This window comes from Paenibacillus sp. FSL H8-0175, assembly GCF_045040615.1.
In the GTDB taxonomy this organism is placed as follows: domain Bacteria; phylum Bacillota; class Bacilli; order Paenibacillales; family Paenibacillaceae; genus Paenibacillus_AQ; species Paenibacillus_AQ odorifer.
On sequence record NZ_CP150299.1, the window covers coordinates 3,798,630 to 3,820,371 of the forward strand.

A 21,742-nucleotide genomic window follows, 5' to 3' on the forward strand; every position below is an offset into this window, starting at 1 on the left:
CCAAAGTTCACCTCATTAAATATTGCGCAGCATAGAGATATATTCCTCAACAATGTCTTCCCCCTCAATGATCAGATCACCAAGAATGTCCATTGCGATTTCATTAATCTCATCAATTAGAAGCTCTGACATCGTGCCATTAGCAGCAGCCAGCTTCAGTAAAGCTTGACTTCCATCCTCATCCAAAAGAGCAAGCAGTGCTTCCCGTTGTAGTGGACTTAAAGCATTGGCAAACTGTTCTGCCTCCGATCCTATGCTAACCGCTTGAGCTTCTTCAATCACCTCTACAGGCAACAATTCTTCCTTACTATCTTGTATTGGATCGATTTTACCGATAGTTGCTTCGAGCTCGCTAGCCTCGTAATCTTGCTCGTCCATATTCTCAACCGTAAGCATCGTCCGTACAATTTCAGAATCACTTTGCAGGCGTTCTAGCTTCTCCGGATCTATGACGACTGTCGGCCCTTTGTCTTCCTGCGTCTCTTTAAGATACTCACGCTTTAGAAAACGAGTGATCAAATCGTCCATATCGGCATCTACATTAATACCTTTAAGTCGTCCGCGGTAGCCCATCAGTTCCCGGAGTTTATTCTCAGTCAGACGAAATAGCCTTGTAATCAGACTGCGAAGTGGTGGAGATTTACTAATACGTACAACCGGTATAAGAACAGAATAGCCATATAATGAAATATCATATACGGCACTTCGGAATAAATAACGCTCCCGCATCACCGCTGGTCCAGGCGGAAACATTTCCACTAGATTGGAGCCGTGTTTCCGGGTGACATAAGCATTAATTAACGCCACGACCTGCGGAATGTATTGTTCAAGAGCTTCTTTGCCTTCTCCGATGTAGAACTTGGATTTACTAATATCATAGTCCGACATTGCCGTTAATACTGCGAAGGTTAGCTGCTCAGGCGCTGCCGTCAGGCCTCTCATTAATTCAAGCTCCGCCAGATCTCCTGCAAGACCACGTGAACGAGCCACAATGATAGAAAGCGGGACATCCAAATGATGTACAAAAGAGAAGTCCGCGATCCAGCCGCCAAGATATTGATCCAAACGTTTATAACTTTCCCGGTAAGCTTCCCAGATCAGATTTAGCTGCCTATAGCCATCATTAGGGTCAGTCCACCCCACGCCATTAATAAGCTCATATACATGCACAAAAATATAAGAAAGATCTGTTTTCAGATATCTGCCTTGTCTAACTTCATTCCGCCAATAAAAATACCATCTGCTTTGCGTGCCTGTCATATGGCCATATGTAGGCCAGTAACTCTTAAAAGGAACAAAAAGCGCTGAGTCCTCAGTTTTTTCAACTAATTCCTTCGCTCTTGTTACGAACTGCCCTTCGGTGGTAGTCACAGGCTCCGGCGTTTCCATCTCTGTATCCCAAAGCTGCAGCTGTAATGAAGGTTCAGGGGTTGAATTTGTTTTGCCATTATTCTTAGAAGATGACTTAGGCAGCGCAGGTTCAGGGGAATTTCGCGGCGGAATCGGTACATTTTGTTCCGTACTTTCCCAGACTAATTCTGTGAAATGCGGCTGCTTCCTATCATTACTCATGTGCGATCGCTCCGTCCTTATAAATAAGGATTAATGTAAAAAAACGGTCCTGTTCACAACTGTGAAGGAACCGTTTTGTTCTTACGTGAATAGTGGTCATCCATACAGGACGATAACATCGTTTCTTCTTGATATTTTAGCATTGTTGATAGATTAACATCAAGTATGTAATGCAGAATCACACTTTAGAGAAGCTCGGTTCCCTTTGTTTCTTTGCCAAGGAACAATACCGCTAATGCACCGATAATAATCGTTACAAAAAATAGCATAAAGATCGAGCCAATCTCCATAGATTTACCTACTAGAACCCCTACCAGCAAAGGTGCGATAATGCCCCCAATCCGGCCAAAGGAAGTTGCTAAACCAGCGCCTGTGGAACGAATAGCCGTTGGGTACAGCTCTGGCGTATAAGCATACATGCCACCCCAAGCGCCAAGATTGAAGAAGGATAAACAAATTCCTGCAGCCATCAGCATGCCTTCAGTAGTCGCATTTCCGAACCATGCGGCGCTAACTGCAGTGAACAGCATATAGATGACTAGGACAAATTTACGTCCGAACTTTTCAATAAAGTAAGCGGCAGTAAAATATCCAGGCAGCTGAGCGAGCGTCATAATAAGCACATACTCGAAGCTTTTGACCAAGCTGAAGCCTTTAAGTACCATAACTGTAGGCAGCCATAGAAACATGCCATAATACGAGAACACCACCGTAAACCATAAAATCCACAACATAATTGTAGAACGGCGATATTCTGGCGACCATACGGTAGCGATTCGTTTCTTTAAGGAAACGGGTGCCTTTTTAATCTCAGCAAATTTCGGTGAATCATCAATCGCCCGTCTTAGATATAAAGCGTAGAGTGCAGGTACAGCCCCAATTCCGAAAGCTATACGCCAGCCATAATCAGGGATAATGAAGAACGCGATTAATGCAGATGCAATCCAACCGACTGCCCAAAAGCTCTCCAAAAGCACAACCGCACGGCCTCTCTCCTGAGCAGGCATGCTCTCTGAGACCAAGGTAGAAGCGACAGGCAGCTCACCGCCAAGTCCAAACCCCGCGATAAAACGAAGCACACAGAGGATCGCAAAGCCTGTTGCAAATGCAGATAATCCGCTTGCCGCCGAGAAAATAAGGAGTGTCCACAGCAATATCGGTTTACGGCCAAAGCGGTCTGCTAATATCCCTGCCGCTGCAGCACCTACTGCCATACCGACGGAATTAATACTAGTCAATATACCGATCTGCTCCGGTCCCAGATTCCAATCCTTAGCTAAAGCTGCTACAACAAAAGAAATCATTCCGACGTCCATCGCATCGAACATCCAGCTCAAGCCAGCGCTGAAGAGTAATTTCCTTTGTTTCGGATTCCGCAGCAGTGTCATTTGATTCACTTCGAAGCCCCCTTATTTCAACCTGTTAACCAATAAACTTACTTTTGATTGTTTCACTTATACATTTTAAAATTGAAGTGCTCAAAAATCAAGAAATAAAGCAGCATTAAAGTATTGCCTAGCCAGCGATTGAAAATAACAGGTCTGCACAGAGATTGTGGCGATAAGCAGCATATTACGAACGGATTCTCTCTGCGCTCTCGATAAATGTGTCAGCCGGTTAATTACACGATCTATAGAGCTTTTTAATGAGGTATCATCTTTCCAAGAGAACTCCTTGTGCAACACTTGATCTACTTTACATTGCGTCTGAATCGATGGATTGCTTTTGATCTCCTCAAAAAGCCCTGCATAGGCGTAATACAGCTTGGCCGGTTCAATTAGATCATCATCATCGCGATCCGGCTTTAGGAACATTAGCTGGAACAGTTGGCGGATACTTTCAAAGTTAAGAGCAGATTTGAGATCATCGATAATAAACAAAAGCGCCGCCTGATTAACCGAATATTTCTTTCCTTCTTTAGGCGAACCGAGATATTCCTTGAAGTCGCGCTTGACCCAATTTTGCATAGCTGTGACGGTCAATGTGGAATACTCTATAAGATGGCCCAATGAAGCAATTTCACCAAGTGAAAAGCCTTTTACATGGCCGCCTTTAATGATCTTTTGTAATATGGGTGGAACATTGGTTGATAAAAAAGCGGGCAACGAAGTCCCCTTTTGTAATTCTTCACGGTGAAACTTTGCCCATGCCTCTTGGAGGATATTCAGCGGTTTCCGGTCTGACAATCCGGTCAATGAGAGCAGTAGACTGGACATCTCCACACGAGTCAATGCAAATGATTCCATATCTGTTTCCCTCCACCATTTGATATTTTACTGAAAAGTTCGTAGAATAGTTCATAAGAACTCATAATAATGAGTATAACCTATTTTAAGAACGAAAGGGATGGTAAAGATTATATGGGTATAGGACTTAGTTTGACGTTGGTGGTTATTTTGATTATTTTAACCGCTTTTTTTGTAGCAACAGAATTTGCATTGGTGAGACTTAGAGGTAGCCAGATCAGTCAAATGGTGCTTGACGGAAAGAAGAATGCCTTGGCAGTACAGAAGGTATCCGCTAATCTCGATGGCTATTTATCCGCTTGTCAGCTCGGGATTACCATCACTGCGCTGGGTATTGGTGCACTGGCAGAGCCTGCATTCGAACAGTTATTGCTTCCTATTTTCGACTGGGCCAATATCAGTTCTAGTGTGAGTCACCCTCTTGCGTTTTTACTCGCATTCATCATTGCAACATTCTTGCACGTCGTTGTCGGAGAACTTGCTCCGAAGACGGCAGCTATAAACATTCCGGAAAAAATCGGTCAAATTACTTCACCGCTGATTATTTGGTTCTACAGAATTTTGTACCCTCTCATTTGGTTCATGAACGGTTCCGCTAATATGCTTGTTCGTCTTTTTGGGATGAAACCAGCTAGTGAGCATGGAGACGCGCATAGTGAAGATGAGATTCGTTTGATCCTGTCCGAGAGTTACGAAAGCGGGAAAATCAATAAAGCCGAATATGGCTATGTTAACCGAATCTTTACTTTTGATGAGATGCTCGCCAAAGAAATCATGGTTCCGCGAACCGATATGGTATGTCTTTTCACCAATCATTCGTTGAAAGAAAATTTCGAAATTATCCGCAAGGAGCAATATACTCGTTTCCCTGTGGCACAAGGCAGCAAGGATAATATTATCGGAATGATCAACACGAAACAGCTCTATTTGCAGTATGATAACAATCCTGATTTTGATTTTCATAGCTTAATTCAACCCGTACTGACAGTATCTGAGGTGACACCGGTCAAGAATCTTCTAACTCGTATGCAGTTGGAGCGTGTGCATATTGCCTTGCTGCTTGATGAATATGGTGGAACATCCGGTCTCATCACGATTGAAGATATTTTGGAAGAAATCGTTGGTGAAATCCGTGACGAGTTTGACGGTGATGAACGCAGAGAAGTCGAAAAAATAAGCGATACTAACTATCTGTTCGATGGTAAGGTATCTCTGTTAGAGGTCAAGGATCTTACAGGGCTTGATTTCGAAGATGAAGAAGTGACCACAGTTGGAGGCTGGGTATACAGTCATATCGCAGATCCAGCCATTGGCAAAAGTATTGTTCGTGACCATGTAACATTGACCATCCGCGAGATGAACAGATACCGTGTCCGCAAGGTTGAAGTTGTTATCGAACAATCAAGCAACACTGAATCATCATAAATCACGAAATCATAACCTTTATTCATAAAAAAAAGGATAGGGTCATCAGATTAAATCTGACACTCTATCCTTTTTTCTTTTTGGAGAATTTTGCTCATGTAATACTCATCCACCCACTTACCATCGACAATAAGAGATTTCCGCTTCGTCCCTTCGATATCAAACCCGCTCTTGGTATACAGCCCCAAAGCAGCTTGATTATGTGTCATGACGGATAACTCAAGACGAACAATCCCATTGTTCATAGCCCAGATGTCCATCTCACGGAACAGGCCAGCCCCAATCCCATTCCCCTGATATTGTTTCTGAATCCCAATCACTATGTACGCGCTATGTCTATTACGTCTGACACTTCCACCTCTAACAGACAAGTAACCTGCCAAATGATCGTCAACCTCTGCCCCTATAAGAATTGAAGTTTCTGCTGCCAGAAAGCTTTCAAGCATTTCTTTGACTTGACAAAGACTAGCTTGTCTTTCATCCGGTTCCAATAACATAAATTTGGACTCTTGGTCTAACTGATGCTGAAGTCTAAGCAATTCACCTGCATCCTCCGGCACCAGTTCTCTAAGTGTAACCATCATATCATCACTTCCAATCGTAAAGAACTATAAGTACTTCTTGAATACCTTGCTGGAGCTGCTATCATAACCAAGAATTTCGTAGAAACGATGCGCTTCTTCTCTCTTTGCAGCACTTGATAACATAATCTTAAGGGCTCCCTTGGAGATTGCTACATTCTCGGCATGTCTCATTAGCATTGCGCCATACCCTTTTCCTCGTACTTTTTCAGCCACAATGACTCTTTCTATGACAGCAAAGGGCCTATCGTCACACAAAGCATCCATACAAAAATGAAGATGTAACGACCCGACAATTGTTTCTTGTTCTTCGCACACATATAGAAAACTCTCCGGATGATCTGCTATCTGCTTCAGCCGCTCAGGAGATACATGAATAGCTGGATGCTCAGGCAGCAAAATCCGATAAAGTTCTTCAATGAAGGTAGCGTCTTCGGGCACTGCTTCTCTTATCATTCGTCTACTCCCTTCTATACAACGATTAACAACGACAGACCATAATCACATTTCCATCGGGATCTTTAAAATTAAACCAATGATCATGCTCAATATCCGTGAGAATCTCTCCTCCGTTGGCCTTTACATAATCATAAGCAGCATCAATATCCTCGGTGTTAAGATGAAACGAAGGGATGTTTAGAACAGATTCAGCGGTGTAAATCTTACTGTCCAAAACGATGCCCGGTCCCTGCATAGGGACTACATATAAATGACCGAATAATACCTCTCCATCTAATGGGAGTCCAAGCAATTGGCAATACCATTGTTTTGATTTCTCAATATCCCTTACCGGAATAAAAACAGCACCAATCTGATTCAGAATCGGACTTGTCATCATTAAGAAAGCCTCCTCTTTAAAGTTGACGGATAGGGTGTTATTCTAGAATAATTCGATAAAATATGTCAATTACCTCCCTCCATTTAGGGAAGGACTGGTAAGTTGTGTTATAATTCTGTGAGCATTACTCCAATATCACGTACGTCAGGAGAATTACATTGGCTAACCTGAACTTCGGTGGTTTTAAAATGACCCCGCCCAAAGTTTTATCATTAGGATTCTTAATCCTTATCACTACCGGGACTTTTCTGCTTAGTCTCCCGGTCTCCTCAACATCCGGACAAATATCCTTTATCGATGCCTTGTTTATGGCGACTTCAGCCACATGTGTTACAGGTCTTGCAGTCATTGATACGGGAACTCAGCTAACTACCTTCGGACAAGTTGTTCTACTCATTTTATTTCAAATCGGAGGATTAGGCTTTGTAACGATGGCTACTTTGATTACCTTGGTCCTTAATAAACGGATATCCTTGAAAGAGCGAATCCTTTTGCAAGAATCCATGAACCAAAATTCGATGCAGGGAATTGTACTCTTAATCCGTAGAGTGCTGATCTATTCTCTTGTTATTCAGCTGTCGGGGGCCGTGTTGTTTGCTGGAAGGTTTATGATGGATATGCCCTTTGGGAAAGCAGCATATTATGGGATTTTTCACAGTATATCTATCTTTAATAATGCAGGCTTTGATCTCTTCGGTGATATTCATGGGCCGTTTAGCGGACTTACTCGTTTTGTAAATGATCCCATTGTTAACTTCACCTCAATGAGCCTCATATTTCTTGGAGGGATTGGTTTTATCGTTCTGTCTGATCTTATGGACTTTCCTAAACGTAGAAGACTCACTCTTCATTCAAAGGTTGTTCTTTGGACTTCTCTTATATTGATTGTTATTGGTGCGGGGCTGTTTTTTTTACTGGAGTTTAATTCTACGCTGAAGCCCTTGAGTGCAAGCGGAAAGTTTTGGGCGACCTTTTTACAAGCGGTAACTCCGCGATCTGGTGGTGTCACCACCATTGAAGTTCCACTTTTACGGCAATCCACGCAATTTCTGATGATTCTATTGATGTTTATCGGAGCTGCACCTGGGTCGACGGGTGGAGGAATCAAGATCACTACATTCGCCGTACTGGTTACTGCAGTAGCTGCGCGATTACGGGGGAAAGAAGATATTGTAATGTTCCGCCACCGGATCGCTAAAGAAAATGTATATAGAGCCCTTACTATCACATTAATGTCTCTTATGCTGCTTGTCATCGCTACGATGTTATTATCCTTAACCGAGAGCGCTGAATTTCTAACTGTACTTTTTGAAGCAGTATCTGCTTTTGGAACCTCAGGCTTATCTATGGGCCTTACTCCGGAACTGACTACGGCAGGAAAGGTTCTAGTGATTATCCTGATGTTTATGGGCCGGACCGGACCACTTACACTTGCTTATGCTTTGAAACCAAAAGGCAGTAAAGAACTGTACCGTTACCCAGAAGGTAAGATAACGATTGGATAATCATGATATGGCCAGCGGCTACCAGATAATGCCGCTGGCGTCATATCAATAATATTATTGTTCTTCCACGATTTCTTGTTGATCAAGTGCAGCATCCAGCAACTGATTGTACACATCATCGTTATTCTCCAGCAATGCATCCGTTTCTAAGAACTGTTCCTCGCTCCCAGGCTCACCCGCAAAGCTTAGACTGTAATCCCATTCCGTTCCTCTTGTACTGAAGAAAGTAATTTCATATGGAGCCTTATGATTTTCGAGAGTGAATACAGTCCTCCCTACATAACTTTTATCTTCTTTACGGCTCATTTCAGCACTTACGATCTCTAAATTCATCCACTATCTTCCTTCCTATCATCAAATCAGCTACCCTTTCAGTATATCATTGAAATGAATGTAATTCCTTCTCTTTGCACTGTAAATTCCACGTAATTGACTTTTTTCATCCGGCGGTTAATAATTTAGTACAATGCTTGTAAAGTACTAAACTATTAGTAAATGGAGGAAATTACAATGACTGATTTTCAGGCTAAGCTTAGTAAATATGCAGATTTAGCTGTACAAATAGGTGTTAATATTCAACCCGGGCAAATTCTAGTGGTGAATGCACCGATTCTTGCCGCTGATTTCGTACGTCTAATTACCGCTAAGGCATATGCTATCGGAGCAAGTTTAGTTAAGGTGAACTGGAGTGATGCAAGCATTACACGCCAACAGTTTGAACACGCTGCGCCAGAGGTATTCACTCAGCCTCCTACTTGGTACGCAGGTGAAATGACTGAGTTCGCCGAAAAAGGTGCGGCTATCCTTAACGTGATCGCTGAAGATCCTGATGCACTTAAAGGTATTGATCCAGTACGTATCTCCAATTTCCAAAAAGTTCGCGGAGCTGCCCTCACCAAATATCGTGAAATGCAAATGTCCGACAAAGTGAGCTGGAGTATTGTAGCTGTTCCTTGTCAAGCTTGGGCGGATAAAGTATTCCCTGAGGTTCCAGCCGAAGAACGTGTAGATAAACTCTGGGAAGCCATTTTCCACACCGTGCGTCTTGACCGTGAAGATCCAGTAGCTGCATGGCAGGAGCATCTTGACACCTTGGAGCAAAAAGCGAATGTACTCAATGCAAAAAAATATAAAAAGCTGCATTACATAGCACCTGGCACTGACCTTAGCATCGAGCTTCCTGAAGGCCATATCTGGGCACAAGGAGACAGCATTAATGCAAAAGGTCATTCTTTTGTAGCCAATATGCCTACCGAAGAAGTCTTCACTGCACCACTAAAGACTGGTGTTAATGGCACTGTAAGAAGTACAAAGCCACTTAGTCATGGCGGCAACATCATCGATGGCTTCTCTATTAGCTTTGAGAACGGCCGTATTATAAGTGTTACTGCTGAGCAAGGTCAAGAAGCGCTAGAGCACCTCATTAGCATGGATGAAGGAGCGAAATACTTAGGGGAGGTTGCCTTGGTTCCTCATAAATCCCCTATTTCTGAATCCAACATTCTTTATTACAACACATTGTTTGACGAAAATGCTTCTAATCACCTTGCTATAGGTATGGCTTATGCCTTCTGTTTAGAAGGCGGTAAAGACATGAATCCAGAGCAGTTAATTGAGCATGGCCTCAACAATAGTGTAACCCATGTGGATTTCATGATCGGGTCAGCTGAGATGAACATTTACGGGATAACTGCTGATGGAACTGAAGAACCTGTCTTCCTGAATGGAAACTGGGCGTTCTAATTTAAGCACACAAGAGATACAGGATATTGGGAGGAATAGAAACTATGTTGGATTTCAAGCAAAAGCTGGAGAATTACGCATTGCTGGCCGTGAAGATTGGCGTTAATATTCAACCGGGTCAGACACTCGTTGTGAATGCAGATATTGTATCCGCAGAGCTTGTGCGACTTGTGGTTCGTAAAGCCTATGAAGCCGGCGCGAGACTTGTAAAGGTAAATTATAGTGATGAAGTTGTATTACGTACACGTTATGATCTTGCTCCATCCGATTCCTTCCTGGAGCCGCCGCAGTGGCAAGCCGATGAATTAGAGGATCTTGCTAAAAAGGGAGCCGCATTTCTAACCATTATCTCCGCTGACCCAGATCTTTTAAAAGGCGTTGAACCGGGAAGAATTGCCGATAATCAACGTATCTCTGGGCAGACCCTAGCACCTTATCGTGAGTACTTAATGGGGAATCATGCGAGCTGGAGCGGCCTTGCCTTCCCATCAGCCTCTTGGGCAGCAAAAGTGTTTCCTGACGCTCCATCAGAGCAGCAGGTTGAACTATTATGGGACGCCATCTTTAAAGCCACACGTGCGGATCAGGAAGATCCTATTGAAGCATGGAGCCGCCATTTAGATGGACTCAAAACTCGTTGCGCTTCCTTGAATGAAAGTAAGTTTCGCAAGCTGCACTATACAGCACCTGGTACAGATTTAACTATTGAGTTGCCGGAAGGACACATCTGGTGTCAGGCAGGAGCTGTGAACGGTAAGGGCGTCCCTTTCCTAGCCAACATTCCAACGGAAGAAGTGTTTACTGCCCCTCTGAAGTCTGGTATTAATGGTAAAGTGAGCAGCACTAAGCCACTTAGCTACGGCGGCAATCTAATCAATAACTTCACGCTGACCTTTGAGAACGGTAAAGTGATTGATTTTACTGCTGAAGAAGGCGCAGAAACTCTGGCATCACTAATCGCACTGGATGAAGGCTCTTCCTATCTTGGTGAAGTTGCTTTGGTGCCTTTCCACTCTCCGATTTCTGAGAGCGGTATTCTTTATTACACTACATTGTATGATGAGAATGCCTCCTGTCATTTGGCTTTAGGGGCAGCTTATGCCTTCACAATTCAAGAAGGAATTACGATGACTAAAGAACAGCTGTTGGAAAAAGGAATGAATCAAAGCCATACCCATGTTGACTTTATGATGGGCTCACCTGAAATGAATATTGACGGAATTAACGATGATGGAACAACAGTACCTATCTTCCGTAATGGGGATTGGGCTTAAGGCATAAACAACACCCGTTAGATCCTAGATAGAACCAACTTCAAACAACCCGCTTAGCTCTCTAATTAGAGAGTAAGCGGGTTGTTTTTGTTTTAACAGCAACATTTCAGGTGGTAAAATGCCCAAATTTGAATAAAAGTTCAATATTTGTTCACACTATTGTTGATTTACGTTCACAAATATGTCACAATACAGTTAAGGATTGAATTTCCAAGGAGGGGATTATCATGTTGAGAGACCCAGTATCCAAAGAAGTTGACAGCCTCGAAGAAGAACAGCTAGAAATTCAACCACCGGTAGATTCAAGAATTGTTGCATCTAATGCTATTAAATACACTGCCTATGTTATGCTGCTTTTTGGATTCTTGTATTTCCTGATTGCTTACTTGGCGCCTATGTTGGAACCTTAATGTGATGGATATAATTTTATTGGAAAACGCTTACGGTTAATCACTCTCTATGGAGCAGTGATTAACCGTTTTTATTAATTCCATGAGAATGCTTTGTTTGTCCAAGCTATTGCTGTTGGCGACCATACCCCGTTCATCTTCGTTTGTATCCAAGCTCTGGCCTCTTCTCTATCCCCTTCAAAAGCGGATAGACCGTTATCTGACATCCAGTGACTGACCGTCTCGAACGAGGTGCTGCTCCAGCCATTTACTTCACCTTCATCATTCAGGCGTTGCTTGATGCCTGAGATCACCATATCTAACGATCCTTGCAGCTCAGTAACCGCGTTATCGAAGGCTGTTTTCTTTTCTTTTGCCTTCATATCAGCCTCTGCCCGAAGTTTACGTGTATCAATGCCTTCATGTTCACGAACAATCTGCAGTAAGGTCACAGCTTCTTTACTAGCCAACCCATCCTTATACCGCTCTTCAATAGATTTGGTACTGCCTACTGCTGCTACAAATGCCGGGAACCACTCCCTTGAGACCAAAATAGCCTTTTTCTTAATAAACTTTCCGTATCCTGCAAGGCCCTCACCTGGAAACTGCGCACGCCATGACCACGGATCTAAATCTGTCCCAGTATGCCAATTCTCGGGCTTAGTCAAGCCGTTTAAAGACGGGTGCCCGGGAATCAGCGCAGCAAGCGGTAAAATCCCCAATTTCGCAATAATCTCTGCTGTTTCCCCATAAGTGGTGACACTACCTTGTTCATATTCCTGACCCATTTGTTCATCATCTCCTAGATCTAATCTAATTTAATCTGATTTCATATTTCCAATTCCGGTTATAAAAGTGCTAATCAAGCGGGTTAGACTCTCGTTAGTATCGAGCGCCATACCAAATCCACCCTTTTGCTCCAAAGAGGCGAATCCATGTAGGATACTCCGTAATCCCCTTACGGCATGAAGTTCTCCTTCTTCACCTAATTGATAACTCTTCATCACCTGAATTATAAACTGCAAAATATGCTCACCAGCCGCTTCAAGCTCCGTGTTCTCCTGTTCAGGGGCTCGTAGTGTAGTCTCATACAAACCTGGTCTACTCCTAGCAAAATCCACATATGCTCGGCCCATCGCGTGTACAGCAGCATCTCCATTTAATCCCTCAGCTGCGTTCGACATGCATGTAAATAATAACTCTAAACCGTAAATGGCGAGCCCAGTCCGCAAATCCTGCAGGCCATTTATATGGTTATATAGTGACGGGGAACGAACACCTAGTTTAGCTGCTAGTGCAGCCAAGGTAACAGCTTCTATGCCTTCAGCATCGGCAATTTCTGCTGCTCTAATCACTAGCGTGTGACGATCTAATCCTGCTCTAGGTGACATTTAATTACTCCTATCCTGAATCATTTGTGCCTTACGTATGGCTTTCTCCATCTCCTGCTTTGGCGCTTTAAGTAAGTTGCCGTGACCAACAGCAAGTAAAACTGGAGAGAACTCTAGAAGCTTAATCGCACTATTCAGAGCTTGTGCTTTATTCCATGTAGCCATTGCTGGAAAAGGAAACAGGGGGATGATGGTTCCAGCCACCGCAGTTCCCCGGAAGGTCTGAAGAGCATCCCCCACGATTACAGCACCGCTGCGTGAATCAAGGAAAGACATAGAGCCGGGGGTATGTCCTGGAGTGTGAATCGCTGATAATGAGCCAATGGTATCCCCTTCGTGGAGAAGGACGTCTGGCTTGGTAGCTATCTTCTTCGGCACACCTCCCTTAATAGGGGTCTGAGGTTCTCCTTCCCGAAGTGAACGATCTCCACGAAGTAATGCCGAATCTCGCTCAGAGATGTACACCTGAGCCTCTGGACGTTGCTTTTTCAGTCCATCCAGTGCCCCAATATGATCATCATGCGCATGCGTTAAGATTATGCGTGTAAGCTTCTTATTTAGCTTCGCTTCGGTCTCCATAATTCCTTTTAGACTAAATGGCATAGCGGCATCTATTAAAGTCAATCCATCGTTTTCCTCAATAATGTAACAATTCACTGGAAAAAAATTAGGCATCCAAGTCAACTGCAATAAATGACCTTCACGTGTTACTCTCATCCTTACCCCTCCGATAAACTAATGGTATTAGCTTAAATATAAACTAATGACATTAGTTTTTCAAGAGGTAGTTATCTTTAATATTTAATATTTAATACTTAATATTTAATACTTAATACTTAATACTTAATACTTAATATTTAATTCTCAATGTTCTTGTCAGCATTTTTGTTGGATTTATTAATTATGTACCACATCGCCCAAGTGACCCCTATGAAAAATACAACCGCCCCCACGAGAGTACTCGATATATTTTTTCTAATATCCACTTCTCCCGCTTCTCTAAAATCAAGCAAAAATGTTAGCGTGGCCCAAATAATCGTGCTGATAACTCCCGATATTAAATGAATCTTCTTAAACCGTTTGAGTTCTCCTTCCTTACTTGGCAGCAGGTATATCCCATCTTTGACACAACGAACGGTAACATACAAGCAACCTAACAGCATAATCCCAAAAGTATCAACCCAATATTTGATGTCCCACTCCAGGATAAATACTTTTACCAAAAGGCTAATCATAAATCCCACTAACACAATCAACAATCCGTGCGTACTAAACTTCTGAATTTCTGTGATAATTCGTTCATCTTTAATCTTTGGCCCTTTCACAACTAATCCTCCCAAAAAATATCGTTTAATGACGTATCCAACGCCTTGCAGATGGCTATGCACAGCTTAATCGTCGGGTTATAGTTACCAGCTTCAATCAAGCCGATCGTCTGCCGTGTAACCCCTACAACTTCCGCTAACTGTTCTTGGGAAAGATTCTTTTGGATCCTAGCCAGCTTCAACTTGATGTTTTTGTTCTCTCCCACTCCATAACCCCTTTTAATGTTTGTCATGCATTCCATTTTCCACCATTGTAATCTATATCGGTCATTATGTACATTATATATTGCATTTAATTAGTGGGATCAACGTTTGACTTTAGGATCGACGTGTCATATTAGGATCGACGTTTCTTATTAAGATCAACGTTTCATATTAGGATCCAGACTTCATTTTCCATTCCCTCTCCGTCAGGAAATACTTTCTCCCCACCGTTGGATCAAATGGTGAAGAGTGATTGTAACTGAGTCCATAGCCAGTCAGTTGCGATGCCTAACTCGCCGCCTTTGCTAGTATGTAAGCACACTTTTGCCAATGGTTCGGACTCAGATGACCTTATTATGCAAATTCGATTGTTTTCTGCGGGTTATCGGACTCAGTTGCAGCTATTTACTCATAACCACACCAATTCTGCGCTGTTACAAGGTAATAAGAGCTATGCGGTCCGATACATCTGCAAAATGACTCAAAAAGCTCAATTAGCTGTTATACGGTCCGTAACATACTGAGGGTCTTTAGTTAGTTTGGGTTATACGCCTACTTGAGCCTACTTGAGCTTCAATAGCTTCATTAGCTTCATCAGATTCTTGAGGTTATCTTGGCTCTTTTTACTTTTTTGACTACTTTTGTGACTTGAGCTTCTTTGCTTACTTGGGTTAATTCGGTAACTGGACATCATTGGTTTGGTTCTTAGGTTACTTTGGGTTCTTGCGCGATTTGAACTATCCCCCATGCTTGTGAACACACTTTTGCCGATGGTTCGGACTCAGTTGATCTTATTTCACCATTTCAAACGTTTTAGGCGAGCTATCGGACTCAGTTGCAGCTATTTACTCAAAACCACACTGATTCTGCGCCGTTACATGCTAATAAGAGCTATGTGGTCCGATAGATCGGCAAAGTGACTCAAAAAGCTCAAATAGCTGCTATACAGTCCGTAACATACTGAGGGTCTTTAGTTAGTTTGGGTTAGTTTGGAGTTAGTTCACTTATTCGCCGTTGCATCGGACTGAGGAGTCCTTATTTCGTAGATTTGTAGCTAATTGACGTGCTATCGGACCCAGTTGCAGCTATTTACTCATAACCACACCAATTCTGCACAGTTACATGGTAATAAGAGCTATGCGGTCCGATAGATCGGCAAAATGACTCAAAAAGCTCAAATAGCTGCAATACAGTCCGATACGGAGATCAGTAGGAAGCCCGCAGGAGGTCAGTAGGAGATCATTAGGAAGTAAGTAGAAGGTTGAGCCACATCAGCAGAGGAACCAGCAACGAAACGTGATCAGCACCCAGTAGCCCTCCCCCTACTTTCGCTAGTCTAAGCAACAAAAAAAAGCATCCCTAAGGATACTTTTGATAATTCGACGCTTATGATCTTTCGATACTTTTGATCTTTCGATGCTAATGATCTATCGACGTTTTTGATCTTTCGATCTTTTTGATCTTTCGACGCTTTTTCGATATTTTTGATCTTTCGCCGCTTTTAATATACGAATGCCTTCGACTTTCCTTATTCCACTACGCCATTCTCTGGATAGAAGTCTACGATCTTCAGCAGCTCCGAAGCGTCTGTGCGTGGACGGCTGTCAGGTACAGTCTCCGGATATCCGGCATGGATCATGGCTACAATTTTTTCGCCGGGCTTCACACCAATTTTAGTGCGGAATTCAGGGTTGTTGATGTATGGATCAGTCTTCCAAATTGTCCCTACACCTTGCTCCCAAGCTGCGAGCTGGAAGTTCTGTACAAGTGCGGACGCTGCTGCAAAATCCTCGTCCCACTCTCTCTGCCGAGGATCTTCAGGCATTACTACGATTACTGTTAATGGAATATTCGAGATATATTCTTTACGTTTAGCAGCCACTTCTGGATCAGCTATAGCACGTTTTACAAAAGCAAATGCAGATTCAGCTAGGAATTTCGAACCTTCCCCTTGAAAAGCAATAAATCTCCACGGCTCACGCACACCATGATTCGGTGCCCATACCGCTACATTTAATAATTCCTCTAAAAGGCCTTGTGGAAGTGGATCTTTTTTAAAAAGCTTAATCGAGCGTCGTTCTTTTATTATTTCGGCCACACTATTCTGTTGAGTCTGTTGAGATTGCGTCATAAGATCCACTCCCTATTATAGTAATAATGATAATCATTATCACAAATAATACAGCATCTTTCTGCCTTTTGCAAATAACAGGTAACCTTTCGAATCACAGTTAATTTCATATAAAAACAACCGATATACTTCGCAGAAACTTTCGGATGTTATTGTTTCTCTGCATATTAACTTTTGAATTCACAAAAAAAACACCGTTCCTGAAGGAACGATGTTCACAGCTTCAGCCGAATCGGCCCATGATATATTCTTGCGTCATTTGATTCTCTGGATTGGTAAAGACTTTATCCGTCTTATCATATTCGACAAGGGAGCCTAGATAAAAGTATGCGGTATAATCAGAGATCCGAGCTGCCTGCTGCATATTATGTGTCACAATAACGATGCGAAGCTCTTCTTTTAACTCCTTGATTAGCTCCTCTACTTTACCTGTGGAGACCGGGTCTAGAGCTGATGCTGGTTCGTCCAAGAGTAGGATTTGCGGGTTAACCGACAACGCTCTAGCAATACAAAGACGCTGCTGTTGTCCACCGGAAAGTGCAAGCGCTGAATCTTTTAAACGATCCTTTACCTCATCCCACAATGCTGCTTTGCGAAGACTGCTCTCAACAATCTCATCAAGAGCCTTTTTACCTTTAATGCCATGATACTTAGGTCCAAAAGCGATGTTATCGTAAATCGATTTATAGAACGGATTTGGCTTTTGCCATACCATCCCGATCTTCTGACGCAGCTTAATCACATCCGTACCCGGAGCATTAATATCCACTCCATCAATCCAGATGCTTCCTTTTGTTTTTGAGCCAGAAATTTCGTCATTCATCCGGTTCAAAGAACGAAGAAAGGTTGATTTACCGCAGCCGGAGGGGCCGATCAGTGCAGTAACCGTATTTTCAGCAAATGGAAGGCTTATCCCCTTTACTGCCTCATATGTTCCGTAAAAAATACTCAGGTCTTCGGTTTGAAAAGATTCACGCACTGCTGTTGCCGACGTTCCCATCGATTACTCCTCCTACATCTCTACTTTAATTTGTATGATTAGTTCATTCTTTTTGAAGCTGTAAGCTTACGATAAATAAATCTTCCGAAATAACGTGCTGCCAGATTGAAGATTAACACCATAATTACAAGCACCGCCGAAGCTCCCGCAGCAATTTGTGCAGCATCTGGAGCTAGACCTTCACTGTTGACCTTCCAAATGTGGACAGCCAGCGTTTCCGCTGGACGGAAGGGATTCAGTGGTGAATTCGCACTAAGTGGATTCCAGTTAGTGAAATCTAATCTTGGACTACTCATCCCTGCTGTGAACATCAACGCAGCTGCTTCCCCAAAGACACGGCCAGCGGACAAGATAGTACCTGTAATAATTGTAGGTAATGCTACCGGAAACAACACCGAGGTAACAATTTTCCACTTTGACAATCCTAGTGCAAAACCGGCCTCTTTTTGTTGTTTTGGAACACTACGGAAAGCTTGCTCTGTAATCCGCACCATCAGCGGCAGATTAAAGACCGTCAATGCCAGCGCACCGGAGATTAAGGAGAAGCCCAGATTGAAATAGTTAACAATCAGCAATAGACCAAACAAGCCGACTACGATGGAAGGGAAAGATGACAATACTTCAACAATCAAGCGAATAAAGCCGGTAATCTTACCGGGACGAGCGTATTCCGCCATATAAATACCGGCACCCAGTCCAAGCGGAACTGTAATAATAAGTGTCAGTACCAACAGGAATAAGGAGTTAAATAGCTGCGGTCCGATCCCTCCACCTGCACGAATCTTTTGCGGTGCGGAGAAAAGAAAATCCCAACTGATATGGCTTAAGCCTCTAAAGAGGATATATCCCAAAAGTCCAAGTAGAATGGCAACGATGAGCATCGCGAAAAATACAATAAGACTGGTGGCAATTTTATTTACGGTTCTCGGCTTCAAATTTTATTTCTCCTTTCAAGCATTCTCACAAAGAAGACAAATACGAAAGTCATCAGCATAAGAACCAGTGCCATACTCCACAGTGCATTATTGTGAGGTGAGCCCATGGTCGTGTTCCCCATACCGAGTGTGATCACACTGGTCAAGGTAGAAGCTGACTCAAAGAGTGATTTTGGTACGAATGGCGCGTTCCCGATAACCATTTGTACAGCGAGTGCTTCACCGAAAGCACGAGCCATTCCCAATACAATCCCTGTCATTATGGCAGGAAAGGTTGTTGGAATAATCACCCGCGAAATCGTCTGCCACCGGGTGGCACCAAGCGCATAGGAAGATTCTTTTAAGTTTTGCGGCAATGAAGCCAGCGCGTCTGCAGCCACGCTTGTAATCGTCGGAAGAATCATTACCGAGAGCACAAGCGCGCCTGCAGCTACCCCGATGCCTTGGCCCGGCAGGTTGTTGCGTAGAAACGGTACAATTACACTTAATCCGATGAAACCATATACTACCGAAGGAATCCCTGCCAAAAGCTCAATAACAGGTTGAAGTAATTTTTTGCCCCACCCTGGAACAATCTCAGTCATAAATAACGCAGCGCATAAGCTAAGTGGACTAGCAATCAATGCGGCAAGCAAAGTAACCAGGAAGGAGCCCGAGATAAATGGAAAAGCTCCGAAGGAAGGCGTATCCGCTTCAGGCGACCACTTTGTACCGAAGAGAAATTCAGAAACTGTAGCATTGCCACTTGTGAAGGTTGAAATTCCTTTAGACGCTACAAAATATACCATCGATACAATGATTGTTATCAACAGTAATACACAGAAGGACATATAAGTACGTCCAACAAAATCTTCAATATGATGTTTTTCGAATCGTGAGTTCTTTAGTTTCACCCTCAATTGCTCCCTCTTTCTAAAGTGAAAAGAGAGGCAGATGTATCCGCCTCTAATCACTTGAGATTCTAATCAATAACCTTGCCTAGAATTAAATTACTTAGCGGTAACAGTTCCTGCAACGTCGCGAACAACTTGCATTTTAACAGCTGGGATGTATCCAAGTTCAACAACTTCACCTGTTTGCACTTCGTCAGTTAAGAAAAAGTCGAGGAATGCTTTTACTGTTGCATTAGGTTCACCATTTGTGTACATATGCTCGTAAGCCCATACTGGGTATTTACCCGAAACAACATTGTCAACAGATGCTTCTACACCGTCAAGACTAAGTGTTTTAATGGAATCATCCAGGTAAGAAAGAGCAAGGTATCCGATTGCCCCTGGAGTTTCACCGATCATTTTCTTAACCGTACCGGAGGAATCTTCTTGAATCGAACCTGGGATATCTTCTGTTTTGGTTCCAAGTGCAAAGCTTTCAAAGGTAGCACGAGTACCGGAGCTGCCTGGACGGTTGATGATTTGGATTTTTTGATCCGCTCCGCCGACTTCAGACCAGTTAGTGATTTTACCAGTGAAAATGTCCACCAGTTGTTGTTTAGTCAAGCTATCCACACCAGCATCAGGATGAGATACTGCTGCGATCGCTACTACTGCTACTTGATGATCTACGAGTGCTGCTGCTTTTTCCGCATCAGCATCTTTTAATTTTTCTTCTGCGAATACGTCAGAGTTTCCGATATCTACTTGTTTCTCAGCTACTTGAGTAAGACCAGTACCACTGCCACCGCCTTGAACTTGAATGTCCACGCCAGTGTTTTTATCCATGAAATTCTCTGCTACCAGCTCAACCAAGGGTTGTAATGCTGTTGAACCTGAAGCCAGAATCGAACCACTTATTTCAGCGCCGCCGCTTCCTTCGTTAGTTGCTGCAGCGTTTCCTCCTGTGTTGTTAGCCCCGCCGTTACCGCAAGCCGATAGTGCCAGTACGCTTGTTAAAGCCAAAGTCATGATCCATGATTTTTTGAATTGCATTGTTTTGTCTCCTCCTAAATGGTTTGTTAGCATGGCTCCCTGATCAGTTCATACCAAACTGGCTTCGAAAGCTTTAACATGGTGTTGTGGAGCTTGGCCCCCATATGCATGGTTACTGTAAAAGTTCATCAAACGCATATGTTATATGTTGTCCGGGACTTCTTGGCCCCTCTGACTCTTCTTATTCTAGAGCTCGTTCGTTAGAGAAACTTCTTATCTTTGTAAAGGGAACGAAAAAAATACCAATATAAAGTGTATATCTGTATAGATATAATCTATAATGGAGATATAATTTATAATCCAACTTAGCATTATGTGGAGGAAAGTCATGAATATTATGAAATTGAACATCGTAGTTCTAATTGAAAAATATAAAAAAGTAACCGATGTAGCCGCAGAATTAGGCCTTAAACAACCTACTGTATCTTTTCATATGAAGAATCTGGAGGCTGAGCTCGGAACCCCTCTATTTCTTTACCGAAGCGGAAGAGTGCTGCTTACGGACGCTGGACGAGCCCTTTATCAATACGCCCTCAAAATCGTCTCTCTCACAGCAGAAGCTGAGCGCACAGTTAAACAATTTTCTTCCCCCTCAAAAGGAATATTAGAGCTGGAAGCCAGTTTTATTCCTGCAACTTATATTTTACCTAATGTGTTAATCCAATTCATGAAACTCTATCCGGGGATTAACAACTCTTTGACTGTTCAAAGCGATGCTTTGTTACGTGAGCGTCTCCGTAGTCGGGATATTCAGATGGCCATTTTACATACTGCGGATTGGCAGGACGAATCTTTTGATTTTCAGCTTATTGTCCGTGATGAACCTGTCCTAATTTTTGCACCTGGTCATCCATTTGAAGGCCTAGAGAAATTAACACCTGAACTAATTGCCAATGAGCCGTGGATTCAGCATGAGCAAGGATCTTGTTTACGAGGGTATGCCGATCAATGGGCACAATTCAATCAAATCCGTTTATGGAACCGATCCGAGTTGAATTCTCCAGAAGTGATTAAGCAGTTAGTTAGCGGGAGTGATTGTGTTGGTATATGTTCTAAAGCGGCGGTTAAAGCTGAGATTGAGCTAGGCAAGCTTAGCTATGCTAACCTGCCAGGGATTCTGCCTGAAAGCGGCGGGTTTGTGCTCGGCTGGCGTAAAGATCATATTTTAACACCGTTGCAGCAATCCTTTGTTGATATAGTAACGACTCTTGATCTTTAAAAAAACAAGGAAGCTTCTAAAGCCGCAAACGGTTTTAGA

At 43.0% G+C, this 21,742-nt stretch carries 23 protein-coding genes; 6 read left to right on the forward strand and 17 right to left on the reverse strand.

Translation table 11 applies throughout. The annotated features are described in order from the left end of the window. Nucleotides 1-15 precede the first annotated feature (15 nt). The 3 genes from MHH46_RS16840 to MHH46_RS16850 form a co-directional block, all read right to left on the reverse strand. Nucleotides 16-1,572: a TerB N-terminal domain-containing protein gene (locus MHH46_RS16840; protein WP_076190240.1), complete on the reverse strand. Its 1,557-nt coding sequence runs from the start codon at nucleotides 1,570-1,572 to the stop codon at nucleotides 16-18. A gap of 185 nt (nucleotides 1,573-1,757) precedes the next feature. Then, nucleotides 1,758-2,960, reverse strand: a complete 1,203-nt coding sequence (locus tag MHH46_RS16845) for an MFS transporter (protein WP_076190456.1) — start codon at nucleotides 2,958-2,960, stop codon at nucleotides 1,758-1,760. A 90-nt stretch (nucleotides 2,961-3,050) separates the two neighbouring features. Beyond that, nucleotides 3,051-3,818 carry a DUF1836 domain-containing protein gene (locus tag MHH46_RS16850; protein ID WP_076190239.1) on the reverse strand — a complete coding sequence of 256 codons (768 nt, stop codon included), beginning with the start codon at nucleotides 3,816-3,818 and terminating at the stop codon, nucleotides 3,051-3,053. Between the two features lie 114 nt (nucleotides 3,819-3,932). On the opposite strand from MHH46_RS16850, the gene MHH46_RS16855 reads away from it, so the two are divergent. After that, on the forward strand, nucleotides 3,933-5,243 hold the full coding sequence (locus tag MHH46_RS16855; RefSeq protein ID WP_076126650.1) for a hemolysin family protein: 1,311 nt from the start codon (nucleotides 3,933-3,935) through the stop codon (nucleotides 5,241-5,243). A 50-nt stretch (nucleotides 5,244-5,293) separates the two neighbouring features. Here the strand turns inward: MHH46_RS16855 and MHH46_RS16860 are convergent, their stop codons facing one another. The 3 genes from MHH46_RS16860 to MHH46_RS16870 are packed head-to-tail and all read right to left on the reverse strand — an operon-like array spanning nucleotide 5,294 to nucleotide 6,659. Beyond that, complete coding sequence (locus tag MHH46_RS16860; RefSeq protein WP_081387757.1) at nucleotides 5,294-5,827, reverse strand: GNAT family N-acetyltransferase; 534 nt, start codon at nucleotides 5,825-5,827, stop codon at nucleotides 5,294-5,296. Nucleotides 5,828-5,851: 24 nt separating this feature from the next. Beyond that, nucleotides 5,852-6,280, reverse strand: coding sequence for a GNAT family N-acetyltransferase (locus MHH46_RS16865; protein WP_076184843.1), 429 nt, complete (start codon nucleotides 6,278-6,280; stop codon nucleotides 5,852-5,854). A gap of 25 nt (nucleotides 6,281-6,305) precedes the next feature. Continuing rightward, complete coding sequence (locus MHH46_RS16870; protein ID WP_076190451.1) at nucleotides 6,306-6,659, reverse strand: VOC family protein; 354 nt, start codon at nucleotides 6,657-6,659, stop codon at nucleotides 6,306-6,308. 191 nt (nucleotides 6,660-6,850) lie between these two features. Here MHH46_RS16870 and MHH46_RS16875 point away from each other — a divergent pair, with 191 nt between their 5' ends. Further along, a complete protein-coding gene (locus MHH46_RS16875; protein ID WP_076190448.1) occupies nucleotides 6,851-8,167 on the forward strand; it encodes a TrkH family potassium uptake protein in 1,317 nt (438 codons plus the stop codon). Between the two features lie 54 nt (nucleotides 8,168-8,221). Here the strand turns inward: MHH46_RS16875 and MHH46_RS16880 are convergent, their stop codons facing one another. Further along, nucleotides 8,222-8,500 carry a hypothetical protein gene (locus MHH46_RS16880; RefSeq protein WP_076126655.1) on the reverse strand — a complete coding sequence of 93 codons (279 nt, stop codon included), beginning with the start codon at nucleotides 8,498-8,500 and terminating at the stop codon, nucleotides 8,222-8,224. Nucleotides 8,501-8,677: 177 nt separating this feature from the next. Between MHH46_RS16880 and MHH46_RS16885 the strand changes: the two genes are divergently transcribed. The 3 genes from MHH46_RS16885 to MHH46_RS16895 all read left to right on the forward strand — a co-directional run bounded on the left by MHH46_RS16885 (nucleotide 8,678) and on the right by MHH46_RS16895 (nucleotide 11,594). Continuing rightward, the gene (locus tag MHH46_RS16885) at nucleotides 8,678-9,910 is read left to right on the forward strand and encodes an aminopeptidase (protein ID WP_076126657.1); all 1,233 of its coding nucleotides are present in this window, start codon (nucleotides 8,678-8,680) and stop codon (nucleotides 9,908-9,910) included. A 44-nt stretch (nucleotides 9,911-9,954) separates the two neighbouring features. Next, complete coding sequence (locus MHH46_RS16890; RefSeq protein WP_076126659.1) at nucleotides 9,955-11,184, forward strand: aminopeptidase; 1,230 nt, start codon at nucleotides 9,955-9,957, stop codon at nucleotides 11,182-11,184. A gap of 227 nt (nucleotides 11,185-11,411) precedes the next feature. Further along, a complete protein-coding gene (locus MHH46_RS16895; RefSeq protein WP_076126661.1) occupies nucleotides 11,412-11,594 on the forward strand; it encodes a hypothetical protein in 183 nt (60 codons plus the stop codon). Between the two features lie 74 nt (nucleotides 11,595-11,668). Here MHH46_RS16895 and MHH46_RS16900 read toward each other — a convergent pair whose 3' ends face one another. From MHH46_RS16900 to MHH46_RS16945, 10 genes are all read right to left on the reverse strand, one after another. After that, nucleotides 11,669-12,361, reverse strand: a complete 693-nt coding sequence (locus tag MHH46_RS16900) for a hypothetical protein (protein ID WP_076190238.1) — start codon at nucleotides 12,359-12,361, stop codon at nucleotides 11,669-11,671. Between the two features lie 30 nt (nucleotides 12,362-12,391). Further along, entirely contained in the window at nucleotides 12,392-12,964 is a 573-nt protein-coding gene (locus MHH46_RS16905) for a TetR/AcrR family transcriptional regulator (RefSeq protein ID WP_076190237.1), read from the reverse strand. Beyond that, a complete protein-coding gene (locus MHH46_RS16910; RefSeq protein WP_076190236.1) occupies nucleotides 12,965-13,681 on the reverse strand; it encodes an MBL fold metallo-hydrolase in 717 nt (238 codons plus the stop codon). A gap of 140 nt (nucleotides 13,682-13,821) precedes the next feature. Further along, nucleotides 13,822-14,289 carry a DUF6773 family protein gene (locus MHH46_RS16915; RefSeq protein WP_076126667.1) on the reverse strand — a complete coding sequence of 156 codons (468 nt, stop codon included), beginning with the start codon at nucleotides 14,287-14,289 and terminating at the stop codon, nucleotides 13,822-13,824. Nucleotides 14,290-14,291: 2 nt separating this feature from the next. Then, entirely contained in the window at nucleotides 14,292-14,495 is a 204-nt protein-coding gene (locus tag MHH46_RS16920) for a helix-turn-helix transcriptional regulator (protein ID WP_036676881.1), read from the reverse strand. Between the two features lie 1,526 nt (nucleotides 14,496-16,021). Beyond that, on the reverse strand, nucleotides 16,022-16,624 hold the full coding sequence (locus MHH46_RS16925) for a nitroreductase (RefSeq protein WP_076099095.1): 603 nt from the start codon (nucleotides 16,622-16,624) through the stop codon (nucleotides 16,022-16,024). A gap of 223 nt (nucleotides 16,625-16,847) precedes the next feature. Continuing rightward, a complete protein-coding gene (gene pstB, locus MHH46_RS16930; RefSeq protein WP_036687516.1) occupies nucleotides 16,848-17,624 on the reverse strand; it encodes a phosphate ABC transporter ATP-binding protein PstB in 777 nt (258 codons plus the stop codon). A 38-nt stretch (nucleotides 17,625-17,662) separates the two neighbouring features. Then, nucleotides 17,663-18,559, reverse strand: coding sequence for a phosphate ABC transporter permease PstA (gene pstA, locus MHH46_RS16935; RefSeq protein WP_036687518.1), 897 nt, complete (start codon nucleotides 18,557-18,559; stop codon nucleotides 17,663-17,665). Next, nucleotides 18,556-19,458 carry a phosphate ABC transporter permease subunit PstC gene (pstC, locus tag MHH46_RS16940; protein WP_036687519.1) on the reverse strand — a complete coding sequence of 301 codons (903 nt, stop codon included), beginning with the start codon at nucleotides 19,456-19,458 and terminating at the stop codon, nucleotides 18,556-18,558. Before pstC ends, pstA begins: the two co-directional genes overlap by 4 nt. Nucleotides 19,459-19,548: 90 nt before the next feature. Beyond that, nucleotides 19,549-20,484, reverse strand: coding sequence for a phosphate ABC transporter substrate-binding protein PstS family protein (locus MHH46_RS16945; RefSeq protein ID WP_076126671.1), 936 nt, complete (start codon nucleotides 20,482-20,484; stop codon nucleotides 19,549-19,551). Nucleotides 20,485-20,812: 328 nt separating this feature from the next. On the opposite strand from MHH46_RS16945, the gene MHH46_RS16950 reads away from it, so the two are divergent. Next, nucleotides 20,813-21,703, forward strand: a complete 891-nt coding sequence (locus MHH46_RS16950; RefSeq protein WP_076126672.1) for a LysR family transcriptional regulator — start codon at nucleotides 20,813-20,815, stop codon at nucleotides 21,701-21,703. Nucleotides 21,704-21,742: the final 39 nt, after the last annotated feature.

Excerpts from the sequence above, each read along its gene's own strand:
- MHH46_RS16840 (WP_076190240.1), bottom strand. The coding sequence starts at position 1,572 with ATGAGTAATGATAGGAAGCAGCCGCATTTCACAGAATTAGTCTGGGAA.
- MHH46_RS16845 (WP_076190456.1), bottom strand. The coding sequence starts at position 2,960 with ATGACACTGCTGCGGAATCCGAAACAAAGGAAATTACTCTTCAGCGCT.
- MHH46_RS16850 (WP_076190239.1), bottom strand. The coding sequence starts at position 3,818 with ATGGAATCATTTGCATTGACTCGTGTGGAGATGTCCAGTCTACTGCTC.
- MHH46_RS16855 (WP_076126650.1), top strand. The coding sequence starts at position 3,933 with ATGGGTATAGGACTTAGTTTGACGTTGGTGGTTATTTTGATTATTTTA.
- MHH46_RS16860 (WP_081387757.1), bottom strand. The coding sequence starts at position 5,827 with ATGATGGTTACACTTAGAGAACTGGTGCCGGAGGATGCAGGTGAATTG.
- MHH46_RS16865 (WP_076184843.1), bottom strand. The coding sequence starts at position 6,280 with ATGATAAGAGAAGCAGTGCCCGAAGACGCTACCTTCATTGAAGAACTT.
- MHH46_RS16870 (WP_076190451.1), bottom strand. The coding sequence starts at position 6,659 with ATGACAAGTCCGATTCTGAATCAGATTGGTGCTGTTTTTATTCCGGTA.
- MHH46_RS16875 (WP_076190448.1), top strand. The coding sequence starts at position 6,851 with ATGACCCCGCCCAAAGTTTTATCATTAGGATTCTTAATCCTTATCACT.
- MHH46_RS16880 (WP_076126655.1), bottom strand. The coding sequence starts at position 8,500 with ATGAATTTAGAGATCGTAAGTGCTGAAATGAGCCGTAAAGAAGATAAA.
- MHH46_RS16885 (WP_076126657.1), top strand. The coding sequence starts at position 8,678 with ATGACTGATTTTCAGGCTAAGCTTAGTAAATATGCAGATTTAGCTGTA.
- MHH46_RS16890 (WP_076126659.1), top strand. The coding sequence starts at position 9,955 with ATGTTGGATTTCAAGCAAAAGCTGGAGAATTACGCATTGCTGGCCGTG.
- MHH46_RS16895 (WP_076126661.1), top strand. The coding sequence starts at position 11,412 with ATGTTGAGAGACCCAGTATCCAAAGAAGTTGACAGCCTCGAAGAAGAA.
- MHH46_RS16900 (WP_076190238.1), bottom strand. The coding sequence starts at position 12,361 with ATGGGTCAGGAATATGAACAAGGTAGTGTCACCACTTATGGGGAAACA.
- MHH46_RS16905 (WP_076190237.1), bottom strand. The coding sequence starts at position 12,964 with ATGTCACCTAGAGCAGGATTAGATCGTCACACGCTAGTGATTAGAGCA.
- MHH46_RS16910 (WP_076190236.1), bottom strand. The coding sequence starts at position 13,681 with ATGAGAGTAACACGTGAAGGTCATTTATTGCAGTTGACTTGGATGCCT.
- MHH46_RS16925 (WP_076099095.1), bottom strand. The coding sequence starts at position 16,624 with ATGACGCAATCTCAACAGACTCAACAGAATAGTGTGGCCGAAATAATA.
- pstB (WP_036687516.1), bottom strand. The coding sequence starts at position 17,624 with ATGGGAACGTCGGCAACAGCAGTGCGTGAATCTTTTCAAACCGAAGAC.
- MHH46_RS16945 (WP_076126671.1), bottom strand. The coding sequence starts at position 20,484 with ATGCAATTCAAAAAATCATGGATCATGACTTTGGCTTTAACAAGCGTA.
- MHH46_RS16950 (WP_076126672.1), top strand. The coding sequence starts at position 20,813 with ATGAATATTATGAAATTGAACATCGTAGTTCTAATTGAAAAATATAAA.